The organism is Streptomyces sp. NPDC030820 (genome assembly GCF_055572075.1).
This window is the reverse complement of sequence record NZ_JBVIEB010000003.1, coordinates 707,727-732,100: the sequence shown is the minus strand read 5'-3', so window position 1 is coordinate 732,100 and position 24,374 is coordinate 707,727. Positions and strand designations below refer to the sequence as shown.

The 24,374-nt window shown below is 70.3% G+C and carries 24 protein-coding genes and 4 pseudogenes; 17 read left to right on the top strand and 11 right to left on the bottom strand.

The features are described from left to right. The first annotated feature begins 137 nt into the window (after positions 1-137). The 3 genes from ACZ418_RS11690 to ACZ418_RS11680 all read left to right on the top strand — a co-directional run bounded on the left by ACZ418_RS11690 (position 138) and on the right by ACZ418_RS11680 (position 1,436). Positions 138-518, top strand: coding sequence for an Hsp20/alpha crystallin family protein (locus ACZ418_RS11690; RefSeq protein WP_468360643.1), 381 nt, complete (start codon positions 138-140; stop codon positions 516-518). Positions 519-678: 160 nt separating this feature from the next. Further along, complete coding sequence (locus tag ACZ418_RS11685; RefSeq protein ID WP_468360640.1) at positions 679-1,062, top strand: STAS domain-containing protein; 384 nt, start codon at positions 679-681, stop codon at positions 1,060-1,062. After that, on the top strand, positions 1,059-1,436 hold the full coding sequence (locus tag ACZ418_RS11680; protein WP_468360637.1) for a hypothetical protein: 378 nt from the start codon (positions 1,059-1,061) through the stop codon (positions 1,434-1,436). Before ACZ418_RS11685 ends, ACZ418_RS11680 begins: the two co-directional genes overlap by 4 nt. 97 nt (positions 1,437-1,533) lie before the next feature. Here the strand turns inward: ACZ418_RS11680 and ACZ418_RS11675 are convergent, their stop codons facing one another. Then, on the bottom strand, positions 1,534-1,896 hold the full coding sequence (locus ACZ418_RS11675) for an Hsp20/alpha crystallin family protein (protein WP_468360634.1): 363 nt from the start codon (positions 1,894-1,896) through the stop codon (positions 1,534-1,536). Positions 1,897-2,236: 340 nt separating this feature from the next. Between ACZ418_RS11675 and ACZ418_RS11670 the strand changes: the two genes are divergently transcribed. From ACZ418_RS11670 to ACZ418_RS11645, 6 genes and pseudogenes are all read left to right on the top strand, one after another. Next, complete coding sequence (locus ACZ418_RS11670; protein WP_351620547.1) at positions 2,237-2,374, top strand: hypothetical protein; 138 nt, start codon at positions 2,237-2,239, stop codon at positions 2,372-2,374. Between the two features lie 467 nt (positions 2,375-2,841). After that, positions 2,842-3,738, top strand: a complete 897-nt coding sequence (locus ACZ418_RS11665) for a hypothetical protein (RefSeq protein ID WP_468360631.1) — start codon at positions 2,842-2,844, stop codon at positions 3,736-3,738. Between the two features lie 208 nt (positions 3,739-3,946). Next, positions 3,947-4,015: pseudogene (locus tag ACZ418_RS11660) on the top strand (hypothetical protein); the annotation flags it as partial. A gap of 136 nt (positions 4,016-4,151) precedes the next feature. Continuing rightward, entirely contained in the window at positions 4,152-4,367 is a 216-nt protein-coding gene (locus ACZ418_RS11655) for a hypothetical protein (RefSeq protein ID WP_468360628.1), read from the top strand. Next, a complete protein-coding gene (locus ACZ418_RS11650) occupies positions 4,337-4,468 on the top strand; it encodes a hypothetical protein (RefSeq protein ID WP_468360814.1) in 132 nt (43 codons plus the stop codon). The genes ACZ418_RS11655 and ACZ418_RS11650 overlap by 31 nt, the downstream gene beginning before the upstream one ends. A 42-nt stretch (positions 4,469-4,510) precedes the next feature. Then, positions 4,511-4,702: an alpha/beta fold hydrolase gene (locus ACZ418_RS11645; protein WP_468360625.1), complete on the top strand. Its 192-nt coding sequence runs from the start codon at positions 4,511-4,513 to the stop codon at positions 4,700-4,702. A 347-nt stretch (positions 4,703-5,049) separates the two neighbouring features. On the opposite strand, the gene ACZ418_RS11640 is transcribed toward ACZ418_RS11645, so the two are convergent. From ACZ418_RS11640 to ACZ418_RS11625, 4 genes are all read right to left on the bottom strand, one after another. Next, positions 5,050-5,412 carry a DUF5335 family protein gene (locus ACZ418_RS11640; RefSeq protein WP_468360622.1) on the bottom strand — a complete coding sequence of 121 codons (363 nt, stop codon included), beginning with the start codon at positions 5,410-5,412 and terminating at the stop codon, positions 5,050-5,052. A gap of 215 nt (positions 5,413-5,627) precedes the next feature. Beyond that, a complete protein-coding gene (locus ACZ418_RS11635) occupies positions 5,628-6,431 on the bottom strand; it encodes a VOC family protein (protein ID WP_468360619.1) in 804 nt (267 codons plus the stop codon). 175 nt (positions 6,432-6,606) lie between these two features. Continuing rightward, a complete protein-coding gene (locus tag ACZ418_RS11630) occupies positions 6,607-7,029 on the bottom strand; it encodes an Hsp20/alpha crystallin family protein (protein ID WP_030382710.1) in 423 nt (140 codons plus the stop codon). A gap of 366 nt (positions 7,030-7,395) precedes the next feature. Then, entirely contained in the window at positions 7,396-7,983 is a 588-nt protein-coding gene (locus ACZ418_RS11625; RefSeq protein WP_468360615.1) for an HdeD family acid-resistance protein, read from the bottom strand. 226 nt (positions 7,984-8,209) lie between these two features. Between ACZ418_RS11625 and ACZ418_RS11620 the strand changes: the two genes are divergently transcribed. The 5 genes and pseudogenes from ACZ418_RS11620 to ACZ418_RS11600 all read left to right on the top strand — a co-directional run bounded on the left by ACZ418_RS11620 (position 8,210) and on the right by ACZ418_RS11600 (position 13,939). Beyond that, positions 8,210-8,632 (top strand): Hsp20/alpha crystallin family protein, encoded by a 423-nt coding sequence (locus ACZ418_RS11620; RefSeq protein ID WP_468360612.1) that lies wholly within the window; start codon positions 8,210-8,212, stop codon positions 8,630-8,632. A 36-nt stretch (positions 8,633-8,668) separates the two neighbouring features. Next, positions 8,669-8,881 (top strand): hypothetical protein, encoded by a 213-nt coding sequence (locus ACZ418_RS11615; protein ID WP_468360609.1) that lies wholly within the window; start codon positions 8,669-8,671, stop codon positions 8,879-8,881. An 83-nt stretch (positions 8,882-8,964) separates the two neighbouring features. Beyond that, a pseudogene (locus tag ACZ418_RS11610) lies at positions 8,965-10,952 on the top strand (APC family permease). Positions 10,953-11,316: 364 nt separating this feature from the next. Next, complete coding sequence (locus ACZ418_RS11605; RefSeq protein ID WP_468360606.1) at positions 11,317-12,585, top strand: magnesium transporter MgtE N-terminal domain-containing protein; 1,269 nt, start codon at positions 11,317-11,319, stop codon at positions 12,583-12,585. Positions 12,586-12,631: 46 nt separating this feature from the next. Next, entirely contained in the window at positions 12,632-13,939 is a 1,308-nt protein-coding gene (locus ACZ418_RS11600) for an NRAMP family divalent metal transporter (protein WP_468360603.1), read from the top strand. Positions 13,940-13,999: 60 nt separating this feature from the next. Here the strand turns inward: ACZ418_RS11600 and ACZ418_RS11595 are convergent, their stop codons facing one another. Next, positions 14,000-14,470 carry an STAS domain-containing protein gene (locus ACZ418_RS11595; protein ID WP_468360600.1) on the bottom strand — a complete coding sequence of 157 codons (471 nt, stop codon included), beginning with the start codon at positions 14,468-14,470 and terminating at the stop codon, positions 14,000-14,002. A gap of 788 nt (positions 14,471-15,258) precedes the next feature. Here ACZ418_RS11595 and ACZ418_RS11590 point away from each other — a divergent pair. Then, positions 15,259-15,510, top strand: a pseudogene (locus tag ACZ418_RS11590) (Hsp70 family protein); the annotation flags it as partial. Positions 15,511-15,691: 181 nt separating this feature from the next. Here the strand turns inward: ACZ418_RS11590 and ACZ418_RS11585 are convergent. The 4 genes and pseudogenes from ACZ418_RS11585 to ACZ418_RS11570 form a co-directional block, all read right to left on the bottom strand. Further along, positions 15,692-18,307 carry a LamG-like jellyroll fold domain-containing protein gene (locus ACZ418_RS11585; protein WP_468360597.1) on the bottom strand — a complete coding sequence of 872 codons (2,616 nt, stop codon included), beginning with the start codon at positions 18,305-18,307 and terminating at the stop codon, positions 15,692-15,694. A 428-nt stretch (positions 18,308-18,735) separates the two neighbouring features. After that, a complete protein-coding gene (locus ACZ418_RS11580; RefSeq protein WP_468360595.1) occupies positions 18,736-19,107 on the bottom strand; it encodes a hemerythrin domain-containing protein in 372 nt (123 codons plus the stop codon). A 22-nt stretch (positions 19,108-19,129) separates the two neighbouring features. After that, positions 19,130-19,483, bottom strand: a pseudogene (locus tag ACZ418_RS11575) (MFS transporter); the annotation flags it as partial. 1,018 nt (positions 19,484-20,501) lie between these two features. Further along, positions 20,502-20,744, bottom strand: a complete 243-nt coding sequence (locus ACZ418_RS11570) for a universal stress protein (RefSeq protein ID WP_468360592.1) — start codon at positions 20,742-20,744, stop codon at positions 20,502-20,504. A gap of 139 nt (positions 20,745-20,883) precedes the next feature. Here ACZ418_RS11570 and ACZ418_RS11565 point away from each other — a divergent pair, with 139 nt between their 5' ends. Both ACZ418_RS11565 and ACZ418_RS11560 read left to right on the top strand, forming a co-directional pair. Next, a complete protein-coding gene (locus ACZ418_RS11565; RefSeq protein WP_468360589.1) occupies positions 20,884-21,702 on the top strand; it encodes a class I SAM-dependent methyltransferase in 819 nt (272 codons plus the stop codon). A gap of 226 nt (positions 21,703-21,928) precedes the next feature. After that, entirely contained in the window at positions 21,929-23,182 is a 1,254-nt protein-coding gene (locus ACZ418_RS11560) for a PP2C family protein-serine/threonine phosphatase (protein ID WP_468360586.1), read from the top strand. A 237-nt stretch (positions 23,183-23,419) separates the two neighbouring features. Here the strand turns inward: ACZ418_RS11560 and ACZ418_RS11555 are convergent, their stop codons facing one another. After that, the gene (locus ACZ418_RS11555; RefSeq protein WP_468360583.1) at positions 23,420-24,322 is read right to left on the bottom strand and encodes a universal stress protein; all 903 of its coding nucleotides are present in this window, start codon (positions 24,320-24,322) and stop codon (positions 23,420-23,422) included. Between the last annotated feature and the right edge of the window lie 52 nt (positions 24,323-24,374).

Here is a 24,374-nt window from a genome sequence, read left to right as displayed (position 1 = left end):
TACTTGCCGCAATTCCTGAGATAAAACTTGAGTCTCATCTTGTCAAGGCTGATGAGGGGATGTATAGGGGGTTTCAGAGGCATTCCGGACTCCCGGAGCCCGGAATGGGCAGATCGCCAGGTGAAAGGAGCTGCACGATGGCTGCGCTCATCCCCCTGGCACGGCCGGCCGTCATGCCGATCGACGCCTATCAGAGCGGCGACGCCTTCGTCGTCCACTTCGACCTGTCCGGCGTCGATCCCGACACCGTCGACCTCAACGTGGAGCGCAACGTGCTGACCGTGCGAGCCGAGCGGCCCGGCCCGGACGCCAAGGAGGCCGACCTGCTCGTCGCCGAGCGGCCCCACGGCGTCTTCAGCCGCCAGCTTCTGCTGGGCGACTCGCTCGACCCTGAGAAGATCACCGCCCACTACGACGCCGGCGTGCTCACCGTGAAGATCCCGGTGACGGAAGAGGCCAAGCCCCGCCGCATCGAGGTCGGCCGGAAGGACGCGGAGTCACAGCGGATCGAGAGCTGACATCCCGCCCCACGGGAAGCAAGCGGAAGAAGCGGCACATAAGGAGGGAATACAGGTAGACAACAGCAGACCGCAGCATCGACGACATGACCGTGGGCCGCCGCACCCTGAACGTCGTGCGGCGGGCCACGGCGGGCGCTGAGCGGCAGGAGTGAGGACCATGGCCGTGTTCCTCGCCTCCCACTGGGAGAACGGCTGGGCCGTGACGGAGATCAAAGGGGCCCTGGACACCACCACGGCCCGTGAGCTGTGTGATTACGTGGCCGCCGTCACCGCCAAGCACCGGCACTTGCTCAACCTGATCGTGGACCTGTCCGAGCTGACCTGGGCCGACACCGGCGGCCTGGCTGCCCTGATGTCCGTCCGGGCCATGCTGGAGGAGGACGAGGGAGAGCTGCGCCTGATATGCCCCGAAGGGCGGGTGGAGCGGCTCCTGCGCGACAGCGGTCTCGCCCAGGCCCTGCCCGTCTACCCCTCCCTCGAGGCCGCGCTCACAGCGCCCCGGACCACAGTCGCCAACCGGATGGGAGGTGCCGTGCCGTGATCACCGAACTTGCCGTCGAACGAGTCGAGTTCACCTGCGGCTCGTGCTGGCACCGCTGGAGCGTCGACTACGACGTGCAGCGCTACCGGGACGCCCTCGATGCCGAGTGGGAGGTCTTCTACCGCGACAACACGGCGGTTCCCTCCCCCTACACGCCGCAGGGCGCTCCGCCCTGCGAACACTGCGGCCGGCGCTGGGTCGGGCGCCTCGTGGCCCGCCGCCCCGTGCCCCTGCCCGACGCGGAAGGGCCGCGCAGCCGCGTTCCGGCCGAAGGCGGGCACCGCCCCGAGCGGCACACCGCGCCGATGCTGCGCGCCGCCGGTCATCCCCAGCCGCACGCGCGAGCCGAGCATCCGTCCACGGAAACGTCCTGACCGGCCAGTCGGCCCGGGACGGTCACCGCATCCAACCCGCACCTGCCCTCGTACGGCGCGCACCGCACGGGGGCAGGGCTCACTGTCCGAGCTGGGGTCACTGTCCGGACGTGATCTCGATGCGGCGCGATTTGGTGGCTTCCGCCTTCGGTACCTTGACGGTCAGCACACCGTTGTCGAGGGTGGCCTCGACGTTCTCCGGGCTGATGTCGCCGGGCAGCGCGGCGCGGTACTCGAACCGGCCGGTCCTGCGGGTGCTGCGGCGCAGCATGCCGGTGCGCTCGCGTTCTTTGAACTCGCCGGTGATGGTCAGTTCGCGTTCGGTCATCTCGATGTCGAGGTCCTCGCGCTTGACGCCGGGAACCTCGACTTCGACGCGGTAGGCGTCATCGGTTTCCGACAGGTCAGCCAGCGGCGACCAGGCCATGCCCTCCGTCATGGAGCCCATGGCGCCGCCCATGGTGGACTCCAGCAGGGTCCCCATCCTGCCGATGAGATCGTTGAACTCGGCGAGAGGATCCGTGCCCCAGCCTGGGAACCGCCGTTCAGCCAGGGGCCCGCCTCGTCGCACAGGCAGTGCCATTACTCCCCACCTCCACACAAACGCACCTTCTGTCACTTTCAGGCTATTCCTGGTGGTGCTTCGCGGCACGGCCGGATTGCGGCCACATGGAGAAGTGCTGTGGTCGCACTCGTGAACTGTGTGAGCTGCGGCATTGTCAGCGTGAGCGGCCGACGCCCACGATGAGGCGGACGACAGACGTCAAGGAAGGCAGCTCCTCATGGGTAATCATGTGCATGTGCGACTCAGTCAGGGGCTGAGCGTGTCGGAAGAGGGGGAACTGGTCGAGTACTCGCGTTGCCGGTGCGGTGCCACCTTCACCAAGGTGTTCGACGCTGACGGCGGGGAGCCGGAGTACCCGGGCCGGTCGTCCTGACTCGCGCCTGTGTCAACGGCGCCGGCGCTTACCGTTGATCACGGGTCGGGCCATCGTAGGGGCGGAGGACCTGCCCCGAGGTACCGGGACCGCGACTGTGCTCAGCCTCGGGGCTGGTGCGCGTTCGCGCTCTCTGAAGCCTGTGACGGTCCAGGACATTCGAGTAGGGCTTTCAACGGCGTGCCGATGACGGCTGTACGTGACTGGCCGCGCGGTGCCCAGGACGACTCGGCCGTCACACGCGCCCTCACCCGGACGGTGGAACCGCCGGCAGACTGTCTCCGCACCTGCGGCAGCGGGTAAAGCCGGGCTCCTGTGCCGTGGGGCCCGCAGGGCGAGCGCGCTCCCAGGCGGGTGATCTTCGCGCGGTCCGCGCAGGATGATCCCGGCTGCTCAGCCGCAGGAGGACGGCCGGCTGGGCGGCCGCTCAACACCCGCCCGACACCGCATGCAGGGAGCAGCCTCCCATGGAGATGACGCAGACCTTGATACCGGTGCTGGAGGATGCCCGCCACGCTCATGCCGCAGCGCATGACCGGCTGCGGGCGGATGCGGCGCTCGCGCCGCCCGGCGCCCACCGGCAGATGCTTGAGCGCGAGGCCGATGAGATGCAGGGCCGGGTGCACCGCATCGAAGGCCATGTCCGCAGACTGCGGCCCCGCGGCCTGCTCGGCGGCGCGGCCGACATGGCGCGGTTCGCCGCCCGCACCACCCTCAGAACAGCCATGCTGCCGCTGGCCATCGGGCAGAAGACGGTGACAGGGGTGATGCACGGCCGAGGGCCGGCCGACGACCAGCAGCTGCTGAGGAACACCGAGGACGAGTACGCCGCTGCTGCCCGGGCCCTGGCCAGCGCTCTGGCCGGCGAGGTCCTCGCCGACCAGGCCCAGGACGACACCACCCTCCACCTGCTGCAGGAACTCCGCAGCCAGGACCAGGAGCTGCTGGCACTGCTCGAGGACAGCCTCGCCCGGCAGGCCCGAACCGTGGCCGCCGCAGGCGACGGCTTCCGCGTGGAACAGACGACGAACGGCGGCCTCCCCCATGCGGCCACCCGCCCGCTGCGGGCTGTCGCCGACTGGCTACGCCAGGCGGCACGCCCCGGGCAGAGGCCCGAAGACGAATGGCCGGTGGCGGAGGAGCCGGAAGTGACCGCCGCGGCCGAGCAGATCCAAGGCGCGGTCAGCAGCGAGGAAAGCCTGCCCATCGTCGGCTTCAGCCAGCTCAGCGTTGAGGAGATCGAGCGGCGCCTGCCCTCTTTGTCCGAGTCCGACCTGCGCGTTCTCGAGGGATACGAGCGCACGCACGCGCGCCGCAAACATGTCCTGGAAGCCATCGAGCGGCTGAGCTCCAGCCGGCCCTGACCGCACAGCCGCGCCGCCACGGCGGTGACCGGGCAGCACAGGTCGCGGCGTGCATGCGCTGTCTGAAGACCCCCGCTACCGATGGGGCCGACGGTGAACGGGGCCGCCTCCTGCTGGAGCCACGGTCGGCCTGGTACGTCCAGGGCGAGGCAACCGGCCTGGGCCCGGTGACGGTGGCGTATGAGCGGCAGGGGTCCGTGAACCGGTCGTGCTGGTGCACGGCCTGGGATGCCACCGGCGGACCTGGGACCCGGTCATCCCGCTGCTGACCGACTGCAGGGAGATCATCGCGATGGACCTGCCGGGCTTCGGGCAGTCTCCCGACCTCGACCCCGGCGTTCCCCGCAACCTGGAGACGGCCATGCTGTGGCTGGGCTCGGTGTTTCACCGCCCTGGGCGTCGAGCGGCCGCACGTGGTCGGCCACTCGCTGGGCGGACTGATCGCTCTGCGCCTGGGGCAGGCCGGGCTCGCCCGAAGCGTGACCCGGCTGGCCCCGGCCGGGTTCTGGAATCCCGCCGAGCGCCGCTACACCTACGCCGTCCTCCATGCCGCCACTACGGTGTACGCCTGCTGTCCGAGCCGGCCCTTGAGGCGCTGGTGGGCACCGCGTCTGTCCGTGCCGTGCTGACCGGCACCCTGTACGGCCGCTCGCAGGCATGCCCGCCGCAGGCAGTGGCCGCGGCTCTGCGGACCTTGCAGCACACACCGGCCTTCAAGGCCACGCTGTGAGCCGGACGCGCACCCGGCCTGTTCACGGGCGACATCCCCGATGTGCCGGTCACCATCGCCTGGGGCACCCGCGACCGCATCCTGCCACCGCGGCAGACGGCCCGGGCCCGCGCCATGATCCCTCAGGCACGACTGGTGCCGCTGCCCGGCTGCGGGCATGTGCCCATGCTGGACGCGCCCGAACTGATCGCCCACACGATCCTTAAAGCCACCCAGCCGGCCCGGCAGGCGTGACGCTGACTCATCTGGTCCGCCGCGGCGGTCGGGAATGACGCCGACTTGATGCAAGCCGGGCGGCATCGGCCGGAACCGGTGGCGGACCGGGCGAGCGAGAAGAAGGGCGGCCGGCTCATGCGGCGAAAGCGCCGGCCGCCCTTGCGCTGCCCATCCTCGGCCTCGGGGAGAGGATCGGCGTTCGGCTTCCACCGTGCAGGAGCACAGTGGGACCGGCGAGCTGGACGCGGCTGCTTCGGTGATCATTGCGGCGAGTGCGTGACACGGCGGCGGTGTCGGCAGCAGAGTGGGCGCCCGCGGCTCCGCTCAGGGAAGCCCCCGGCGCCGGACCGTTCGGTCAGGGCTGGTCATGAGGCAGTCCTGGACTCCGCAGGGAAGAAAGTGATCAAGGTTGCGGTGTCCTCCGGGTCCACCACTCGGACTGCCGCCTCAGTGACGTCTGGCGTAGAGACGTCGACCTCCTTGGGGTGCGGGACCATGTGGCGCAGGACGACCGGGTAACGCGGTGACTGACCCCCGACGGCGACGACCACCACGTCGTCCTTCGGATCATAGGTGAGGTAGGAGAACGGCAGCCGCTCCGCTTCGTGCTGGCTTCCGATCGAGGGATCCACCACTTCAATGGTGACCAGTTCACCGCTGTGTGCATCGGTGACCTCGTCGAGCATGGACCGCCATCCCGCGCGGCCGGACATCGAGGTGTCGGCCATTGCGTGTTGCTCCCTCCGTGCACCTTGGATGGCTTCTGTCGTCAATCGCCCCGATGCTGCCCCACGCGGCCACCGTCCGTTCCGAGTGCCGGTGCGGCGGCGTCTGCTTCCCTCAGGACAACGAGCCGTTCGACGGACAAAGTCCGTCCTGCGTTCCGATCCTTGGTTCGAGGGGACACCGGCACAACTCGCCTCCGGGCCGACCAGCCAGAGCGTCAGCGGTCCCGGCTGGAGCTCACCACGAAGAGTGCTTCGTCAGGATCGCGCAGTACCGCCTCGTGTTCGCACTCCACAAGGACGTCGCCGCCGTGCTCTCGTGCGGCTCGGGCATACCCCGGCACGTCTGCCACCACGAAGTGGACCTGCCAGTGAGGCCGGACCGAGCGATCAGGCGCTGTATCCACGGCGCCGGACTCGATGCGCGCGACGACGGAACCCTGGCTGCGCAGCACCACCTCTTCCCCTTCGTACTCCACCTCGCAGCAGCCGGAGCGACCCGAGGCCCAGCCGAGGATCTCGCCGTAGAAGATCGCCGCATCGAAAGCGTCGCGAGTGTGGAGAGTGACGAACACCGGTGCAGCCTGCCGCCACGCCTTCCACTCGGTGACGAGCCTGCCCTGCCATATCCCGAAGATGGCCCCGTCGCGGTCGGCGAGCAGCGCCGCCCTGCCGGGCGCGAAGGAGATCGGCCCCACGGCCACGGTCCCGCCACGCTCCCGGACGCGGGCGACCGTCTCGTCCGCGTCTGCGACGGCGAAGTATGGCGTCCAGGTCACCGGCATATGCCAGGCAGTGGCCATCCCCGCGACCCCGGCGACGGGTATCCCGTCCGCCAGCGCGGTCAGGAAACGGTCACCCAGTCTGGCAGTGCGCCACTGCCAGCCCAGTACGGCACTGTAGAAACGCTGCGTTGTGTCGAGATCGCGGCTGGTCAGGCTCACCCAGCACGGTGCGCCGAACACGGAATCCGTGTACACGACGTCCGTTCCGGTGGAAGAACGTGTCGTGCCATGTTCCATGGCCATCGCACCCCGGTTTCCATGCAGGCAGCGAGCGATCTCACTCAAGTGTCCAGCCGAAGATCTGACTCCGCACATCGCCTGCGCTCAGCCTCGTCCGGTCCCAGTTGGCCGGGCCTGCGATGCAGCGAGGCCCCGGGCTTGTGCGCCGGGGCCTGGAGCGGTTGGTCGCTGCTCAGCTGCCGAGTTCCTTGCGGTCGCTGCCGCCGCTGATCGCGATCTTGCGGGGCTTGGCCTGCTCGGCGACCGGGATCTGCAGCTTGAGAACGCCTGCCTCGTAGGAGGCTTCGATGCGCTCGGTGTCGAGGGTGTCGCCGAGGAACAACTGGCGGCTGAACGTCCCTGCAGGCCGCTCGGTGATCACCGTGTCGGTGCCCTCGCCGTACGTCGGCTTGCGTTCGGCCTTGACGGTCAGGACGTTGCGCTCGACATCGAGGTCGATGGACTCCGGATTCACGCCCGGCAGGTCCAGCTCCACAAAGAACGTGTCGCCCTCGCGCCAGGCGTCCATCGGCATGCCGGCCGGGTGCGCGGCCGTGCCCCAGACCCGTTCGACGAGCCGGTCAAGCTCACGGAAGGGATCCGTACGCATCAGCACGTTCATCCCTCCTTGTCCTGGTTCCATACGCCTTCGCACCACTTCTGCTATACCACACTATCGGAAAGTTGACACCCATAGACTCAACTTTTTCCGGGGGCGGTCTCGGCGATCCGGTGGAGTGAGCCTCGGTCACCGGCTGACAGGCAAGGCGGTTGCGCCAGACCGTCGGACCGAGGTCGGCACCGCGCGCACCGATCGTCGTGCGGGCAAGGGAGGAGGCGCGGCCGTGACTATGCCCGCGCGCGGTTCAGGCAGACGCGCCAGATCGCCGCCGATGCGCAGGCCCGCCACATCCGCCACCTCCTTCCAGCGCGCCTGAACGCCCCGTCGGCCGCTGGGCGTTCAGGCGCATCGGGAACGCGGTCAGTGGGCCACGCGGGCACCGGGCGCCGATCGCGGCCACGACCGGCTGCCCTGCTCGCTGTATGCGCGGTACTCCCGCCAGGCCGCAGCCAACCAGAGACCGCCCGCGATCAGTGCGTACACGCCCAGGACGAAGGCGATGGCCACCGCACCGGCATCCGGGCGCAGCCACAGCAGCACGCCCGCACCCACGGACACGACGGCGGAGGCGCGCCAGAACCACGCGTGTGGCAGCTCATGCCGCATGCGCGTGGCGACCCACAGTTCCAAGCAGCCCGTGACAATGGCCCAGGCGCCGGCCATGACCACCAGGGTCAGCGCAGTAAGGCCCGGCCACAGAGCCGTCGCCACACCGGCCACGATGCCCAGCACACCGGCACCCGCACAGGCCAGCGCGGGCCGACGCTCGCGCCGGTGCCGCCATGCCGAACCCATCAGCACCACACCGTCCACCAGGGCGTAGGCGCCGAACACCCAGGCCAGAGCCAGCACCGTCAGCTGCGGCCAGACCAGCGTCAGTGCGCCGAAGACAACTGCTGCGGCACCGCGTGCGGCCAGCAACCAGACACTCTTCAATCTTTCCGTCACCAGCAGCCCTCCCTTCCGGCCTTCTTTGCGTCGACCGCCTCAGGCGAGACCGTCGACGCGACTGAACGCTTACTGAAGGTAGTAGAAGATTGAGTCGCGAGGTGTCAACTTGATCCAGTCGCCACTTGTCAACTATCCGGCTGTGGGTTATACGGATAAGCGGTCTTCGTTCGTCGGACCGCTCCTCAAAGGGCGGCCCGACATGCAGTGAAGGGAGAAGTGGGAAATGCTTGCGCGCACCGGCGCCGTGGGCGATCTCGACCGGCTCACGCATCAGCTCGCGCATCCCGCCAGCACGGGAACCGCCATCCCGGCGGATGCCTGGCGTGACGACGACGCGCTCTACCTTCAGTTCGACCTGCCCGGGATGGACCGCTCCAGCATCAGCCTGACCGTGGAGCGGGACACGCTGGTCCTGACTGCCGAGCGCCGCTCCCCGATCCCGGACGGCGCTCGCCCGGTCCTCACCGAGCGGCCCACAGGACGGTTCATGCGGCGCCTGACCTTGTCCGATGCCCTGGACACCGAAGCCGCCGAGGCGGCTTACGACAACGGCGTCCTTACCCTGCGCGTTCCGGTGGCCCCACAGGCCAAGCCCCGCAAGATCGCCATATCCGGCGGTGGCGCACCCATGCAGCTCACGCCCTGACGACCGTCCTTCAAGCACAGGAAAGGAGGTTGACCCGTGGGCGCCCTGCTGTGGCTGCTCTTCCCGCTCTTCGCCGGCGTCACCGCCAGTGCCTGGGCCTGGTGCACCGGACGCCGCCGTCCCAGCCCGCCCGACCACGGCACCTGGGAGGACCTCGACCGCTATCAGCAACTGCGGACCGTGCTGAGCACCAGCGAGGACTGCGGGGCGACCGTCGCACCAGGGGTCATAGGCCGCTACTTGCCGTAAGCATGGGTAGCCGTGGCTCGGATGACCGGTGACGTGCCTGGCCGCGGTCATGCCCCGGCGGCACCGCAGAAGGAGGGGGTCGCATGACCGGCATCGAGGCGGAGCGCGCAAGCGCCACGTCCGCTGATCCGCGAGCATCCGCAACTGTGGCGGTGGCGCCACGGTGGCGTACCTGGCTCCTGGAGGGGCTGAGCGAGCAGACGGCCCGGCATCCCGGCCCGCACCGCACGCCGCACCCGGAGCAGGAAGGCCACCGGTGGTGGCGGGTGATGTGCCTGACCGGTGTCGACTACTTCTCCACCCTCGGATACCAGCCGGGCATCGCCGCGCTCGCCGCCGGCCTGCTGTCCCCGCTGGCCACCCTGGTCCTGATCGCGCTGACCCTGTGCGGCGCGCTGCCGGTCTACCGGCGCGTGGCACGTGAGAGCCCGCACGGCGAGGGATCGATCGCCATGCTGGAACGGCTGCTGCCCTGGTGGCCGGGGAAGATCTTCGTCCTGGGACTCCTCGGCTTCGCGGCCACCTTCATGATCACCATCACGCTGTCGTCCGCGGATGCCGCCGCGCACGTGGCCGAGAACCCCTTCGCCCCCAACTGGCTGCACAGCGCGCACCTGTGGATCGCCCTCGTCCTCATCGGCGCGCTCGGAGCCGTCTTCCTCAAGGGCTTCCGCGAGGCCATCGGCATCGCGGTGGCCCTGGTGGGCACCTACCTCGCCTTCAACGTCGCCGTGCTCGCCGTCGCGGCCTGGCAGATCATCGGCCACCCCGTCACGATCCGCGACTGGACGCAGGCCATGACGGCAGCACACTCCTCGCCCTTGGCCATGGTGGGCGTCGCCGTGCTGGTCTTCCCGAAGCTGGCCCTGGGCCGTCCGGCTTCGAGACCGGTGTCGCGGTGATGCCGCAGATCCAGGGCGACCCCGCGGACAGCTACGACAAGCCCGAGGGCCGCATCCGGGGCACGCGCCGGCTGCTGACCACGGCCGCCCTCACGATGAGCTGCCTGCTGCTGCTGTCCAGCCTTGCGACGACGATCCTCATCCCGCAGGACGCCTTCAAGAGCGGCGGACCGGCCAACGGCCGTGCGCTCGCCTACCTCGCCCACCACTACATGGGCCAGGCTTTCGGCACGGCGTACGACGTTTCCACCCTCGCGATCCTGTGGTTCGCCGGGGCCTCCGCGCTCGCCGGCCTGCTGAACCTCGTCCCGCGCTACCTTCCCCGCTATGGCATGGCTCCGGAGTGGACACGTGCCGTGCGCCCGCTGGTACTGGTTTTCACAGCGGCGGCCGTGCTGATCACCGTGTGGTTCCACGCGAACGTGGACAAGCAGAGCGGAGCCTATGCGACCGGCATGCTGGTGCTGATGCTCTCGGCGTCCTTCGCCTCCACCGTCGCGGCGCACCGCGGGGGCCACGCGCGGGCGAGTGCCGGCTTCGCCGTGATCACCGCCGTCTTCTGCTACACCCTCGTCGCCAACGTTGCCGAGCGACCCGACGGCATGAAGATCGCGGCGATCTTCATCCTGGCGATCCTGGTCACCTCCTTCGGCTCGCGCGTGCACCGGGCGTTCGAACTGCGCGTCGACGAAGTCATCCTTGATGACCAGGCGCAGCGGATGCTCGACGAGGCTGCCGCTGCGGGCCCCGTGCATCTGATCGCGCACGACCCGCGGGAGGGAAGCAGTCGATTTCGGTTCGGGCAGGACGTCCAGGCAGGACAGATGTCGGAGGCGGGGCGGCCGCCGCTGCTTCTGGAGGTGTTCGTGCGGGACTCGTCGGACTTCACTGCGGACGTCACCGTACGCGGCGTCGAAAGGGAGGGGGCGCGCCTGCTGCAGGCCCAGGGGCCGACGGTGCCCAACACCATCGCGGCGATCCTGCTGGCCCTGCGCGACCGCACAGGCGAGGTGCCCCATGTGTACTTCAGCTGGACCGAGGGCGGCCCGATCAGCCACCTGATCCGCTTCCTGGTCTTCGGTGACGGAGAAGTGGCTCCAGTCACCCGCGAGGTACTGCGCCGCGCCGAGCCTGCCCCTGAACGCAGGCCCCGCGTCCACGTCAGCTGACCCACAGCCGTGGTCGTCCCGGCTTAAGGCGGCGGGGCAGATCACCGCGCCGGTCGGCCATCTGAACATCCGCTCCACCGATGCGGGCGCCACGGCAGACTTGAAATGGGCCGGTAGGACGGGCACCGCAGGGTGCGCCGTCGGGCTTCGGTGGCCGCCGGCACAAGGACTGGCTGACAGGCACACCTGCTCACAGCCGGCCGGCAGCCGCGCCCCTGGCCGGCGTGACGGAGAAGGCCGACAGGCCGCGGTCGTGTCGGGCGTGTCAGTCGAAGGCGTGCGTGAGGGTTACGACATGTCGGGAAAGGAAGTGCAGCAGGAAAGACGGAAGCGCCGACAGGGTGGGGCGCTTGCCCAGAGGGCGGTGCGGGAGGCCCTGGTCTCCCTGGCGGGCTTGCTCCGGGCGGTGGTGGTCAACCCCGCCGGTCAGGAGATCGGCCATCTGGTGGACGTGATCTGCCGGTGGCGCGGGGAGCGGTACCCGGCGGTGGCCGGGCTGGTGGTCAAGGTCGGCCACCGGGCCGCCTACGTGCCCGTCGCGGCGGTCGCCGACCTGGCCCCGGACGGCGTGCGGCTGAACTCCGCCCGCCTTGACCTGCGGGACTTTCAGGTGCGCGACGGCGAGGTACGCCTCGCCCATGATGTGCTGGACCACCAGCTGGTCGACGTCGACGGGGTCCGCGTGATCCGCGCCTCGGACCTGTACCTGGCTCGCGTGGAGGGGACCTGGCGACTGGTGGGCGCCGAGGTCGGATTGAAGGTTTTGGTGCGCCGCATCGGCCCGCGGCGCCTGCACCGGCGCCCGTCGCCGGAGAAGGTGCTGGACTGGGCGGCCATCCAGGCGCTGGGCGGCCCGGAGCGTGAGGGCACCGCAGCGAGGCAGGTGCGGCTGCGCGCCCCGAACTCCGCGCTGAAGACCCTGCGCCCCGCGGAGCTGGCCGACCTGCTGGAGGAACTGGGCCGCGGCGCGCGCAGCGAGCTGCTTCAGATGGTGGAACCCGGCAAGGCCGCGGACGCGCTGGAGGAGATGCACGCCGCCGACCTGGAGGCGCTGCTGCGCGAGGCCCCCACCGCGCAGGCCGCCCGGCTGCTGGAGGAGATGGAGCCCGACGAGGCCAGCGAGGCGCTGCGTGACGTGCCCGAACAGGAGCGGGAGCGATTGCTGGGAGCGATGCGCCCGCAGCAGGCCGGCCGGCTGCGCAGGCTGTTGGGCTACGCCGAGGACACCGCTGGCGCGCTGATGACGTCCCTGCTGGTCACCGCCACCGCTGACCGGTCGGTGGCGGACGTGGTGGCCGAGCTGCGCGGGCAGGCCGAGCACGCCACCGATCTGGACGCCGTGTGCGTCCTGGACGGGAACGGCGCGCTGGTGGACGACGTGCCGGTGGTGCAGTTGCTGCTCGCCCACCCCGGCACCCGGCTGGGTGAGTTCGTGCAGGAGCCCGGCCCGGTGACCGTCACCCCGGATGCGCAGCTGAGCGAGGTGGTCGAGCGGCTGACCGACACCCGCCGGCATTCCGTGGTCGTCGTCGACGACCTGCGCCGCCCCCTCGGCCGGATCCTCGCCGACGACCTGGTGGACGCCCTCGTACCCGAACGCGGCCGGTTCCGCGTCTTCCGCCTCGTCCCCTGAAACAGCGCCCCTGTTGTCCACGCATCCGAGAGGAGAGGCCACGCTCATGGAGCGGAACTCCACCACGGCACCCGCCGTCCCCGACGCGCCCGCCACGGCTGCGCCGGACCGGCCCGCGCCGCGCTGGAGGCGCCGCCTGGTCACCGCCCTGGCCGTCGCTGGTCCCGGCCTGATCGCCGCCAACGCGGGCAATGACGCGGGCGGAATCGCCACCTATGCCTCGGCTGGAGCCCAGTATGGCTACCGCACCCTGTTCTTCATGCTCCTGGTCACCGTCGCGCTGGTGGTCGTGCAGGAGATGTGCGCCCGGCTCGGCGGCTACACCGGTGTCGGGCTCGGCGGGCTGATCCGCGAGCAGTTCTCCGTCCGTGTCTCCGCCTTCGCCCTGCTGTGCCTGGTCATCGCCAACCTGGGCCTGGTGGTCTCCGAGTTCGCCGGCATCGGCGCCGCCCTCGAACTTCTCGGCGCCTCCCGCTATACGGCGGTACCGCTCGCTGCGGCGGGAGTGTGGGCGCTGGTGGTCTTCGGCTCCTATCGGTACGCGGAGAAGATCTTCCTGGTGCTGTCGCTGGCGTTCTTCACCTACCCTGTCGCCGCCGTCCTGGCCCACCCGGACTGGGGGCAGGCCGGAGCCCAGCTGGCCTGGCCGCACTTCGTCGCCGGCAAGGAATTCCTGCTGCTCGGGGTCGCGCTGATCGGCACCACGATCACCCCGTACATGCAGTTCTACGTCGCCGCAGCCGTCGCCGACCGCGGGATCGGCCCGGCCGAATACCCGCGCGAGAGGACCGACACGATCGCCGGAACGATCTTCGCCAACGTCATCAGCATGTTCATCATCATCGCCACCGCCGCCGCGATCACCACCCGGGCACCGCTGGCGACCGCGGCGCAGGCCGCCTCGGCGCTGAAGCCGGTGGCGGGCAGCTTCGCCGAACAGCTCTTCGGCCTCGGGTTGCTCGGCGCCTCAGCCCTGGCAGCCGCGGTGGTCCCCCTGTCCACCTCCTACGCTGTAGCGGAAGCAGTCGGCGTGGAAAGCTCCGTCTCCCGCCGTTTCCGCGAAGCTCCTCTGTTCCTCGGGCTGTTCACGGCTCAGGTCTGCATCGGCGCCGCCATCGCCCTCATCCCCGGCAACCTGATCCAGCTCCTGGTGCGGGCCCAGGTCGTCAACGGTCTGATCACCCCCATCCTGCTCGCCTACGTCCTCACGCTGGCCAACCGCCGAAGTGTCCTCGGGGACGCCGCCAACGGCCGCGTCTTCCGTGCCGTGGCCACCGTGTGCGTGTCCGTGACCGCCCTGCTGTCGGCCGTCGTCCTCCTGCAGACCCTGCTGGGCTGGCTCGGCATCGGCTGATGCACAGGCGAACCGCCGCAGGGCCGTTGGCAGACTTCGGTCGGTTGCGGCCGGGTTCCGTCAGGCCACCGCCGGTGCCGGTGCGGTGGCAGGCCGGGCCGAAGGGATGCCCGGGGCAGGGTTCGGCGCTGTCAACGGGGCAGCTGCGCAGTGACGGCGCCGAGCGGTACCGGTCGGTTGCGCGCCGGTCGCGGTCAGCAGGTGCCCGGTGCCGGTCGCGGCGAGCAGACGGGCAAGCTGCGGCCGCACTGTCCCGGACAACTTAAGGGCGCATCCGGCGCGTTGGGCTTCGCGGTGCAGGCTGAGCAGGGTCTTGAGGCCGTACCAGTCGCAGAAGGCCAGTTCGGAGACCTCCACGCGCACCACGTTCGGACGGTGTGTCAGGCAGGTCCGGACTGTCTGCACCAGCTGCTCGGCGGTGTCCAGGTCGAGTTCGCCGGCGACGTACACGGCGGCACAGTCGCTGGTCAGCAGCGCCTCGATATGCAGGCCGGCCGCGACGTGTGGCCTCATCCGGGCGGGCCCGGTCACCGGATCGCTCCCTCAACCAGCCGCCGCATCGCCGCCGGGCAATGGGCGTCCTGCTCGATGTGTGCCGTGACCGCTCGGCGCCGTAGGCGTCCGCTCTGGCCGGCCCATACGTCGGCCCGGACGCCGAACGCCGCACTGGACAACGAGGACAACTGGCCCATCACGTCTCGCCTTTCAACACAAAGGGGTGCCCGCAGCCGCCTCGCGACCCGGGGAGCCCCACGACCCGCATGACCGGCACCTTTTTAACTGCAACGCAGCCAAATTGACAACATCCCACTCACCTTTCGCGCCAGGAGTCGACGAAAGGCAGGCTGCTCGCGGCATCAACATTCGGAGCCGCCCGCCCCGCAGAACCGTCAGTGTTCCCAGCCCCGGGCGTACCCCAGCACTTCTGTCAGAATGCGCACCACGACGGCACCCTCGCTGCATGCGATCACCTCATCCCTTCATGGCGAATCCCGGCCGGCCGGGGCAAGCCCAACGTGCCGCACGCCTCTCTGCGCCGCCTCCAGGTTCGCCACGTTCTTCTGTGCTCCTGGGGAGCGCCCCCGCGGCCCGCAACCCTTCCCCGCCGCGCCACCTCACCCACGTCCGCGCCGGTACGCCGGCCGGTTTGACCAGATGGCGCGAGGGGTGCCACCACTGCCTGGTGGCGCCGCACTCTCGTACAGGAACATGCGCCACCGCCCGCGGAGCCCGCCGACCAAATCAGCGTTCCGAACCAGAGGAAAACGGAAACAACAGCATGAAACGGGAGGTTACGAGCATAGGGGGCGGGAACTGCTGTGGGCATCGATCTCGGCACGACGAACTCGGTGATCGCCGTCTACGAGGGCCATGAGCCCAGGGTGATCCCGAACGCGGAGGGCGCGCGGACCACGCCGTCGGTGGTGGCGTTCACCGACACCGGCGAGCGGCTGGTGGGGCAGATGGCGCGCCGGCAGGCGGTGCTGAACCCCAAGGGCACGGTGTACTCGGCCAAGCGGTTCATCGGCCGCCGCTTCAGCGAGGTGCGCACCGAGGCCGAGCAGGTGTCACGATTCCGTGCGGCGGTCTCCGCCACGAGGGAGCGCCCTCCCCGGTCGATGGTGTAGCCCGCTACACCTACGAGGCCCTGGGGATCACCATCGCTTGCGACAACGCAACGAGGGCCGCGACCGTCAGGTCGCGGCCCTCGATTCCCATCGTCAAGAAGCAGGGGCGTCGGGCAGTGACCGATCAGGTCAGGACGAGTTCCAGTACGGTGACCGAGAGCGGCGGCACGGTGCTGGTGAAGGACGCTGCCGCGCCGGTCACGGTGCTCGTCCTGGGCACCAACGTGTTGGGTTCCGTCAGCGTGTTGGTGGTGGCGCGCGAGGGGCCGGTCAGGACCGTCACGGTGGCCTGCCTCTTGACCCCCTTGGTCAGCCCCTTCAGCTCGACCGGCACGGTCACCTTCTCCGTCCCGCAGTTGACGACCGCGAGGTACAGGCGGTTCCCGGAACGGGTGGCCACGGTGGCGAGGCCGGGCAGCGCACGTGCGGTGGCCTGCAGCACCGTGTTGCCGAGCCTGCTCGTCAGCATGTGCTGCGCCCAGTAGCTGGGCGACACGTAGCTGGTCAGGTTGTCGTAGGCGATCAGGTTGGTGGCCCAGACGTTGTTCTTGACATGCGAGAAGAGCGGCGCGTAGCACTCCATGAGGACCTGGTCCGAGTTGCGGATCAGACCGGCCAGCCAAGCGGCGTCGCCGAGCGCCGCGTTGAGGTCGGGTGTGGGGCGGCCCTCCTGCGCGGCCCACTCTCCGACGAACACCTTCGTCGAACTGCGGTCCCGGTTGTCGTACTTGTGGGTTGAGGCCTGGGCGGCGGACGGCGCGAGGTAGTAGTGCTCGTCGATCAGGTCGGGCGTGCGGCTCGTCACGGACGTCGTGGCGATCAGCTTCAGATGCGGGTACTTCGCCTTGATCGCGTCGTAGAAGGCCGCGAACCGCTCGTTGTACGACCCCGAGCGGTCGAACCAGTCCTCGTTGCCGATCTCCACGAACTCCAGCGGGAACGGCTCCGGATGTCCGTCGGCGGCACGTCGTGCTCCCCAGGTGCTGGTGACAGGGCCGGTGACGTACTCGATCTCGTCGAGTGCGTCCTGGACGAACGGCTTCAGCGCGTCGCCGGTGACGTGTTCACCCTTGAGCGAGTAGCCGGCGTAGACGGCAAGGACCGGCTGGGCGTGCATGTCCTCGACCCATTCCAGGTATTCGAGGAGTCCGAGGCCGTCCGTGGACCAGTAGCCCCAGGCGTCGTCCATGTGGCCGGGGCGCTCCCAGACCGGACCGATGGTGTTCTTCCAGTTGAACCGTGTCGCGATGGTGTTGCCCTCGATGAAGTTTCCGCCGGGAAAGCGCAGGAACTTCGGCTTCAGAGCGACCAGTTTGTCCATCAGGTCGATGCGCAGGCCGTTGGGCCGGTTGTTGTACGTGGGCGGGAAGAGGGACACGTGCTGGAGCCACAGGGTCTCGCCCGCGGCGGCGGGGTCGGCCGTGGTCACGGTCAGCCTTGCGTCACCGACCACGGGGGTGCCCGAACCGGTGCGCAGGGTCAGCTCGTACGGGCGGCCGGGGAAGTCGGTGCCGACGTGGGGCACGTGCGCGGACGCGTACACCGTCGCGCCGTCCGCCGACTCGATGGCCACCGTGAGCGGGCCGATGCGGCGCGACGCCTTGGCGAACAGCCGGGCGGTGTAGGCGGTTCTGGGCCGCACGGGTATGCCCCAGAAGCCGTCGTTGGCGACGCCGGCCCGGTTTCCGCCCCCGGTGCTGCTCGGCAGCACGACCTTGAGAGAACGGTTGAGTGCGGCGTTGAGCGGAGTGGCGGTGTCGAGTGCGAGGGTCGTTCCACCGACGGCGGACCAGTGGACGGGCGTGGTGTCGCTGGCCATCATCGAGCGGTTCTGCACCAGTTCGGCGTAGATGCCGCCCTCGCCGGAGTGGTTGATGTCCTCGAACATCAAACCGGGGAGGATGGGGGACACCGCGTGCGCGGGGTTGCCGACGTCCACGCTCAGCAGCGGCGTCGTGGTCTCCACAGGAACCCCGGCCAGCGCGGCGACCTGCTCCGAGGTGAGGACGGACGGGAACATCCATACGTCGTCGATCAGGCCGTGCCACTGGTCGACGTGCCCACCGCCGTAGAGCGCACGGCCGACGGCGGTGTCACCGCTGCCGGCCCAGCCCGCGGTGTAGGCGGTCTCCCCCTCCAGCACGCCGTTGACGTAGAGGCGGATGACGCCGGCGGTCGGGTCGCTGACACCGACCAGGTGGGTCCAGGTGTCCGTGGTGGGCGCCGAAGCGGCGGCCGCCACCGCGGCACTCTGGGTGGCGTCCGAACCCAGCCGGGCGAAGGCGAAGGTGCCGGTGTCGTCGCGCAGACCCAGGTAGAACGAGCTGACGACCTTGCCGTCGATGCTGACGGCGGTCTGGTAGCCGCCGAGTTGAGCGAGGTTGACCCAGGCGCCCACCGAGAACGCCTTGGAGGTGTCGAGGGCCGGCCCGGACGCCGTGGCGTTGCCGCCTGCCGTGAGGCTCAGGCTGTGAGTGCCGACCTTGCCGGTGTCCCAACCGGCCGCACCCTGGAGCGTCGCACTACGACCGTTGCCGGAGGAGTCGGCGGCCGAGGTGCCGGAGCCTTCGTCGAAGGTCCAATGGGCGGCTGCGGCGGGGAGGTCTGCGGCAGTGGCGCTCGCGGCTGTGCCGGTGAGTTCCGCGGCCCCAGCGGGAGCGGCGGCGAAGGTCCCGGCGAGGGAGGCGGCGCCCAGGACGGTGAGGACGGTTCTGCGGGGCACTCCGGCTTCTGAAGGCATGCGGCTCATTCCTTTGTGACAGACCGTTGCGTGGCGTATCGGCCGGAGCAGGGCAGCCTGCCGAAGCCACCAACTTGTTCGATATATCGAGCGACGATCGGTACTTCGAGCAGCAGGGATCTTAAGGTGTCGGCGAGGCCCGTCAACACCCCTCGTACGGCAATGCTTCTCCAGGCGCAGGTGCCGGCCCAGCGGTTCAGCAGGCGTGCGGCGTATCCAGAGTGATCTCGGATGAAGTCGAGCGGCCCACGCGGCAGTTGGGCTGCGCACAGGGGAGCCTTGCCGCCCCTTTCGGATGCCGCCACGACCGACACCGACACCTCCAGCCCCGGGTTTTTGCCGTGCCCGGACGCGCAGCGGTCCGCCCGGCGGCAGAGGCTGCGCCGGGCGGAAGGGGGATGTGACAGGGGATGAGCACGGGTGTCGGGTCAGGCGGAGCGCTCCGGCATACGGGTGCCGACCCGGGCGCGTACCGCCTCGACGGTCTCCCACTGCTCGGTGCTCAGCAGGGCCAGTGCGGCCGCCTCGGCCAGCACCGCCTCGATGCGCCGGTGCTCGTCCTCGAAGGCGGCGATCTTCTCCGGGAAGTCGCCGGCCATCGCCGGGAACAGACCGTGCTCCTCCACCTGGGTGTGCGGGCCCAGTACGGCCGCGATCTCCAGGGCCAGCTCCGCCATGTACGCGATCTTGCCGTCACGGTGGGCGTCGCGCACCTGACTGATCAGTGCCACGACCGTCTCATGCTCCAGGGTCAGCTGGTCGATGGACTCCGATGCCTGGCACCCGCAGTACTCACACATGGCTTCGTACGTCCTCTCGCTGTCAGTGGGCCTGGGGTGCGGGGACGCGCCGGGTGACCGCGTGGCGCACACCCGTTCCGGTGAAGGCCACAGCGGCCGCGGCCACGACGGCGAGCAGGGCCAGACCGGCCGCGTACGAGCCATAGGTGCCGTACAACGAGCCCATCACCAACGGCGGGACGAAGCCGCCGAGGCCGCCCGCCGCGCCGACGACGCCGGTGACCGAGCCGACCTTGTGCGCCGGGGCCAGCAGGGCCACCAGGGCGAACACGGCGCCGCTGCCCGCGCCGAGCGCGGCGGCCATCGCCAGGAACGCCATCGTGCCCACCGGTGCCAGGGACGGGGTGAAGGCCTGCACAAAGGCTCCGGCGAGGACATGCGGACTCAGTCCGTGCCTGGTGCAGCAGCGAGGTGCGCACTCCGTGCACGGTTGCCGAGGCGGCTTCGAGGGCTGTGGCGTCCTCGGGGGCCAGACGCGTGTTGAGGTGCCGGCTCGTCCGCCACGTCCCGACGTGACCCACGCACGACGCGGCCTGGCGGGGCCGGTGACGGCACCGAGCCGTGGCGGGTGACCATGGGCCGTGGCGGAGAGCCGGACGGTGACCGGACCGGGAGCCCGCCGCGCCTGCCGCGGCCGTGGGCACGAGAAGACGTGGCCGGGCAGCCGGGCACAAGGGCCTTCCGGCCGTTCCCGGCCGATCGGAAGTCAGCCTCCCCATAGCCCTCCTGCCGAGGCTAGGGCCGAACGGCCCTCCCACACCGCCCGATAGTCCTCCACCACGACTTCGGGCGTGCCCTGCAAGCGCCCCGAGACGAGAAAGTCGGGAGCGGGCCGTAGAACGGGCCTGGTCATGCCGCTGACCGGGCTCGTCGGCCGGCTCGCCTCCTTCCAACTCGCCGTGGGCTACTGACGCTTGCTCCCCGACCCCGCCCTTCCGGCCCCCGTGCGACATCAGCCCGTCGTCAGCTGCAGGAGCGTCATATCGAGGGCGCAGGGCCGGTGTTCGGCTTCACCGACATGCTGCTCGGCCTGGCCGGTACGTCGCCGTGCACTGCTTGGAGCGGGGAATCGTCCCGGCGCCGCGAGGCACACTCCGTACAAGCTGCTGCTCGGACCGAGAAGCGGGCCGGGAAAGGCCCGAGTTGACCGGCGCGCACCCGTCCGGTGCTCAGTCGTGCGGGACCAGGGCAACCGGTGCGGAGGCGTACTGCAGGACCGCACAGTTCGTCGTTGCGCCCTGCGTCCATGGCGGCGTCCAGGCCCAGCACGACGTCGCGGTACGGGCTGACGGTGAACGGGGTGGCCGAGGCGTCCGCAGGGTGCTCGTCCTCGGCACGCTCATCCGCTCGTACGAGGACCACGGGCAACGGGGAGCGCGCCACGACGGCAAGGGCTACGGAACCGACCAGGAATCCGGCGACTCCGCGTCGCGCAGCGTGTAGGCGGCCCACTCACGGTGTGCGTGGATCGCGGCCGGCGCCGGAACACCGGGGAACGGCGCGTGCAGACAGGGATGCCGTTCCCAGGCGTGCACGAGATGCAGCGACGCCTCGCGCTGTTCTGCTGCCCGGGCGGCCCAGCGGGCGGCGGGGAGGCTGTGGGACGAGCCGTCGAGGCCGACGGTGATGGTGCGCATGGGCCGAACAGCCCACATGCAGGCCCGTTGCCGGCCGGTAAACTTAGGGTCGCCTAAGCAGGCACTGGGTGCAGGCGGAGAGCGAGGCACGAGCATGGTGGCAACGGACCATGACCAGCCACTCCACGAGGACCCACCCGTGCCCGGCGACGGACTCGACGCCTCCCGGATGCCGGGGCACTGGCTCCTGGCCCGCCTGGGCAAGCGCGTCCTGCGCCCCGGAGGTCTGGAGCTGACCCGCTGGATGCTGGACGCGTTGGACGTCGGCCCCGACGATCGGGTGGTGGAACTGGCCGCCGGGCTGGGCGCGACCGCACGGCTGGCCCTCGCCCGCCACCCGGCCACCTACGCCGCCGTCGACCGTGATCCGGCCGCAGTGACACGGCTGGGCAGGCTCACGTCCGACGGGCCGACCGAGATACGCGCGGTACGCGCTGACGCCACCGCCACCGGTCTGCCACGCGGCAGCGCCACCGTCGTGTACGGCGAGGCGATGCTGACCATGCAGCCCGAACCGGCCAAGCGCCGCGTCGTCGGGGAAGCGCGCCGACTGCTCACCGACGACTCGGGCCGGTACGGCATCCACGAACTGTGCCTGCTGCCCGACGACATCGACCGGGCACTCGCCGACCGGATCGCGGCCGACCTGCGCGACTCCATTCGCGTCGGCGTCCGCCCGCTCACCGCTGCCGGCTGGCGCGACCTGCTCGCAGCGGAGGGCTTCACCGTCACCGCGGGCAGGACGACGCCCATGGCGCTGCTCGAACCACGTCGGATGGTCGCCGACGAGGGGCTGATGCGAGCCCTGGGGATCGCCCGGTACGCCCTGTGGGACCCGTCGGCCAGACGGCGCCTCCTGCACATGCGCAGCGTCTTCCGCCGTCACCAGGACCACCTGGGCGCCATCTGCCTGATCGCCGTGCCCACCCCGTCCGCTCACCGAGGAGGTGTTCCATGACCGCGACCGTGATCACCGATCTGCCGTACGCTCGGCCGGACCTTCCCCGTGTGGGCTCCGGGTTCCTCGGCCGCCTCCTCCTCGTACCAGAACTCGGCCGGACGGAGCCGTCCTTGCGCATAGGGCCGAACTGCCCTTCCGTCAGGTGAGCGCATGCCGGGCGTGTGCAGCGGGTGGAACCTAGGGTGAGGGGGCCACCGGCGGTCACGGCAGGAGGAGCGGCCAGATGGCAGCGCAGGTTGATCACGCGGCCCTGTTCGCCGCCACGCCCAGCCCGTACCTGGTGCTGGGCCCGGATCTGCGGATCGTGGACGTCAACCGTGCCTATCTGGAGGCGACCGGTCGGACGAGGGATGACTTGGTGGGGCAGCACATCTTCCAGGCCTTCCCCGACAACCCTGACGACCCCGCTGCCGACGGAGTGCGGAATCTGAACGCCTCCCTGCACCGGGTACTGGCGACCCGCCGGCCGGACACGATGGCGTTGCAGAAGTACGACATCCCCGTCGTGCACCGGCCCGGGATGTTCGAGGAACGCTGGTGGTCCCCGGTGAACACCCCCGTCCTGGGGCCGGACGGGAAGGTGGCGTGGATCATCCACCGAGTGGAGGACGTGACCGCGTTCGTCAAAGCCCAGCAGGCCGCCCACCCCACAGGCGTCCGTGTCAGCGAGCGCCTTCAGGTGGCCGAGTCCCTGGAGGCCGAGCTGTATGCGCGGGCGAGGGAGCTGCAGCGTCTGAACGAGGAGCTGCGCCAGGCCCACACCCGTGATCGCGAGGTCGCCGTCACGTTGCAGGAGGCCATGCTGCACGCCCCGGACCTGGCCCACCACGCGCACGATGTCGCGGTGCGCTACCTGCCCGCGGTGGGCTCGCTGAACGTGTGCGGCGACTGGTACGACCTGGTGGACATCCCACCGGACCGGCTCGCCCTTGCCGTCGGCGACGTCATCGGCCACGGCCTTCAGGCCGCCGCGGTCATGGGCATGCTGCGCAGCGCCCTGTCGGCGGCCATCCGCGCCCTGGAGCGCCCCGCGCGGGCCCTCGAGGTGCTGGGCCTGTACGCCCGCTCGATCGAGGGCGCCCTGGGCACCACCGCGGTCAAGGCGATCGTCGACCGGCGAAGCCAGCTGATCAGCTACAGCAGCGCCGGCCACCCACCCCCGGTCCTCCTCCACGGAGACGGCCGGACCGAGCTGCTGGACCAGGCGACCGACCCTCCGCTCGGGGCACGCCCGCAGCACGTGCCCCGCCCGCAGGCCAGCATCCCCTACAGGCCCGGAGACACTCTCGTGCTGTACACCGACGGGCTCATCGAACGCCGTTGGGAGGACATCGACACCGGCCTGGACCGCCTGACCGGCATCCTTGGTGAATGCACCCGCCTGGGGGCCGAACAGCTCGCCGACACCGTGCTGGCCCGCCTCGGGGTGGCCAGCGGCGGCCAGGACGACGTCGCTCTCATCGTCGTCCGTCTGTGACCCCCGGCGGTCCGGTGGCCCGACCCACCTGACGCCACCGCCCGTCCGCAGGCACCGGACCGCTCGGCGATCTCGTACGCCGTCCCGAGCCACTGCGGACGCTCTCGGGTTCCCGATCCGGGTACGCGGCACCGTCCACGGCTACCTCTGCGTGGCCGACACGACCGACGGCGTCCTCACGGACGAGGACGAGGAGAAGCCGGTGTGGCGATCGGGAACGCGCGGATGCAGGGACTCTCACGGGTGAGGGACGACGGCCAGCGGGCAGCGGACGTGGTGGACCGCGGCATGGGCGACGGGGCCGAGGTGCGCGAGCGTCGGCCGTTCGGCCAGGCGGCGGCCGACGACCAGGAGGCTCGCCGCGGAGGCGGCCCGGACCAGCGCGGTGGAGGCCTTGCCCGCCACGACGGTCTCCAGGACCTCGGTCTCGGGGTACTTGTCACGCCAGATGCGCAGGACCGCGGACAGGAAGCCCTGCCACTCCTCGGCCCGCTGGGGCTCGTCGACCAGTGCGATGTCGCCGGGGCCGAGGCCGATCGCGGACGGCGGCTGCCAGGCGTGCACCACGCGGAGCCGGGTGCGCCGCAGCCGGGCCGCCTCGAAGGCGAACTCGATCACTTCGTCGCAGGGGTCGGCCAGGTCGATGCCGAGCACCACATCCAGGTATCGGGTCCGGGTGGACGGGCTCCCGGCGGCATCCGGTACGTGCTCGTCCTCGGCCTCCTCCCCCGCTCGTACGAGGACGACGGGACGCGTGGCCTTCGCGACCACGCCCAGGGCGACCGACCCGACCAGAACCCCGGTGAAGCCGGTCAGGCCGCGGGAGCCCAGCACCAGCAGTTCGCACTCCTCGGCGGCCTTCAGCAGGGCTGCGGTCGCCGGTCCCTCGACCTGCTGGTCGGTGAGGCGAACGTCGGGTACGGCGCTGCGGAGGCGTTCCTCCGCCTGGCGCAGGGAACGTAGCGCCAGGTGGCGCTGCGCGGCGTTCGCGGGCTCGCCGTCCGTCCGGTGGGGGTGCCAGTTCCATGCGTTCACCAGCCGTAGCGGTCGGTCCCGGCGCACCGCCTCGCGGGCGGCCCACTCGGCGGCGGCGAGGCTCTCCGACGATCCGTCGACTCCAGCGATGACCGGCGAAAGCATGGTGCCACCTTTCTGTCTGCTCGGTAATGACAGCGTCGAGGCGCGGCCACCC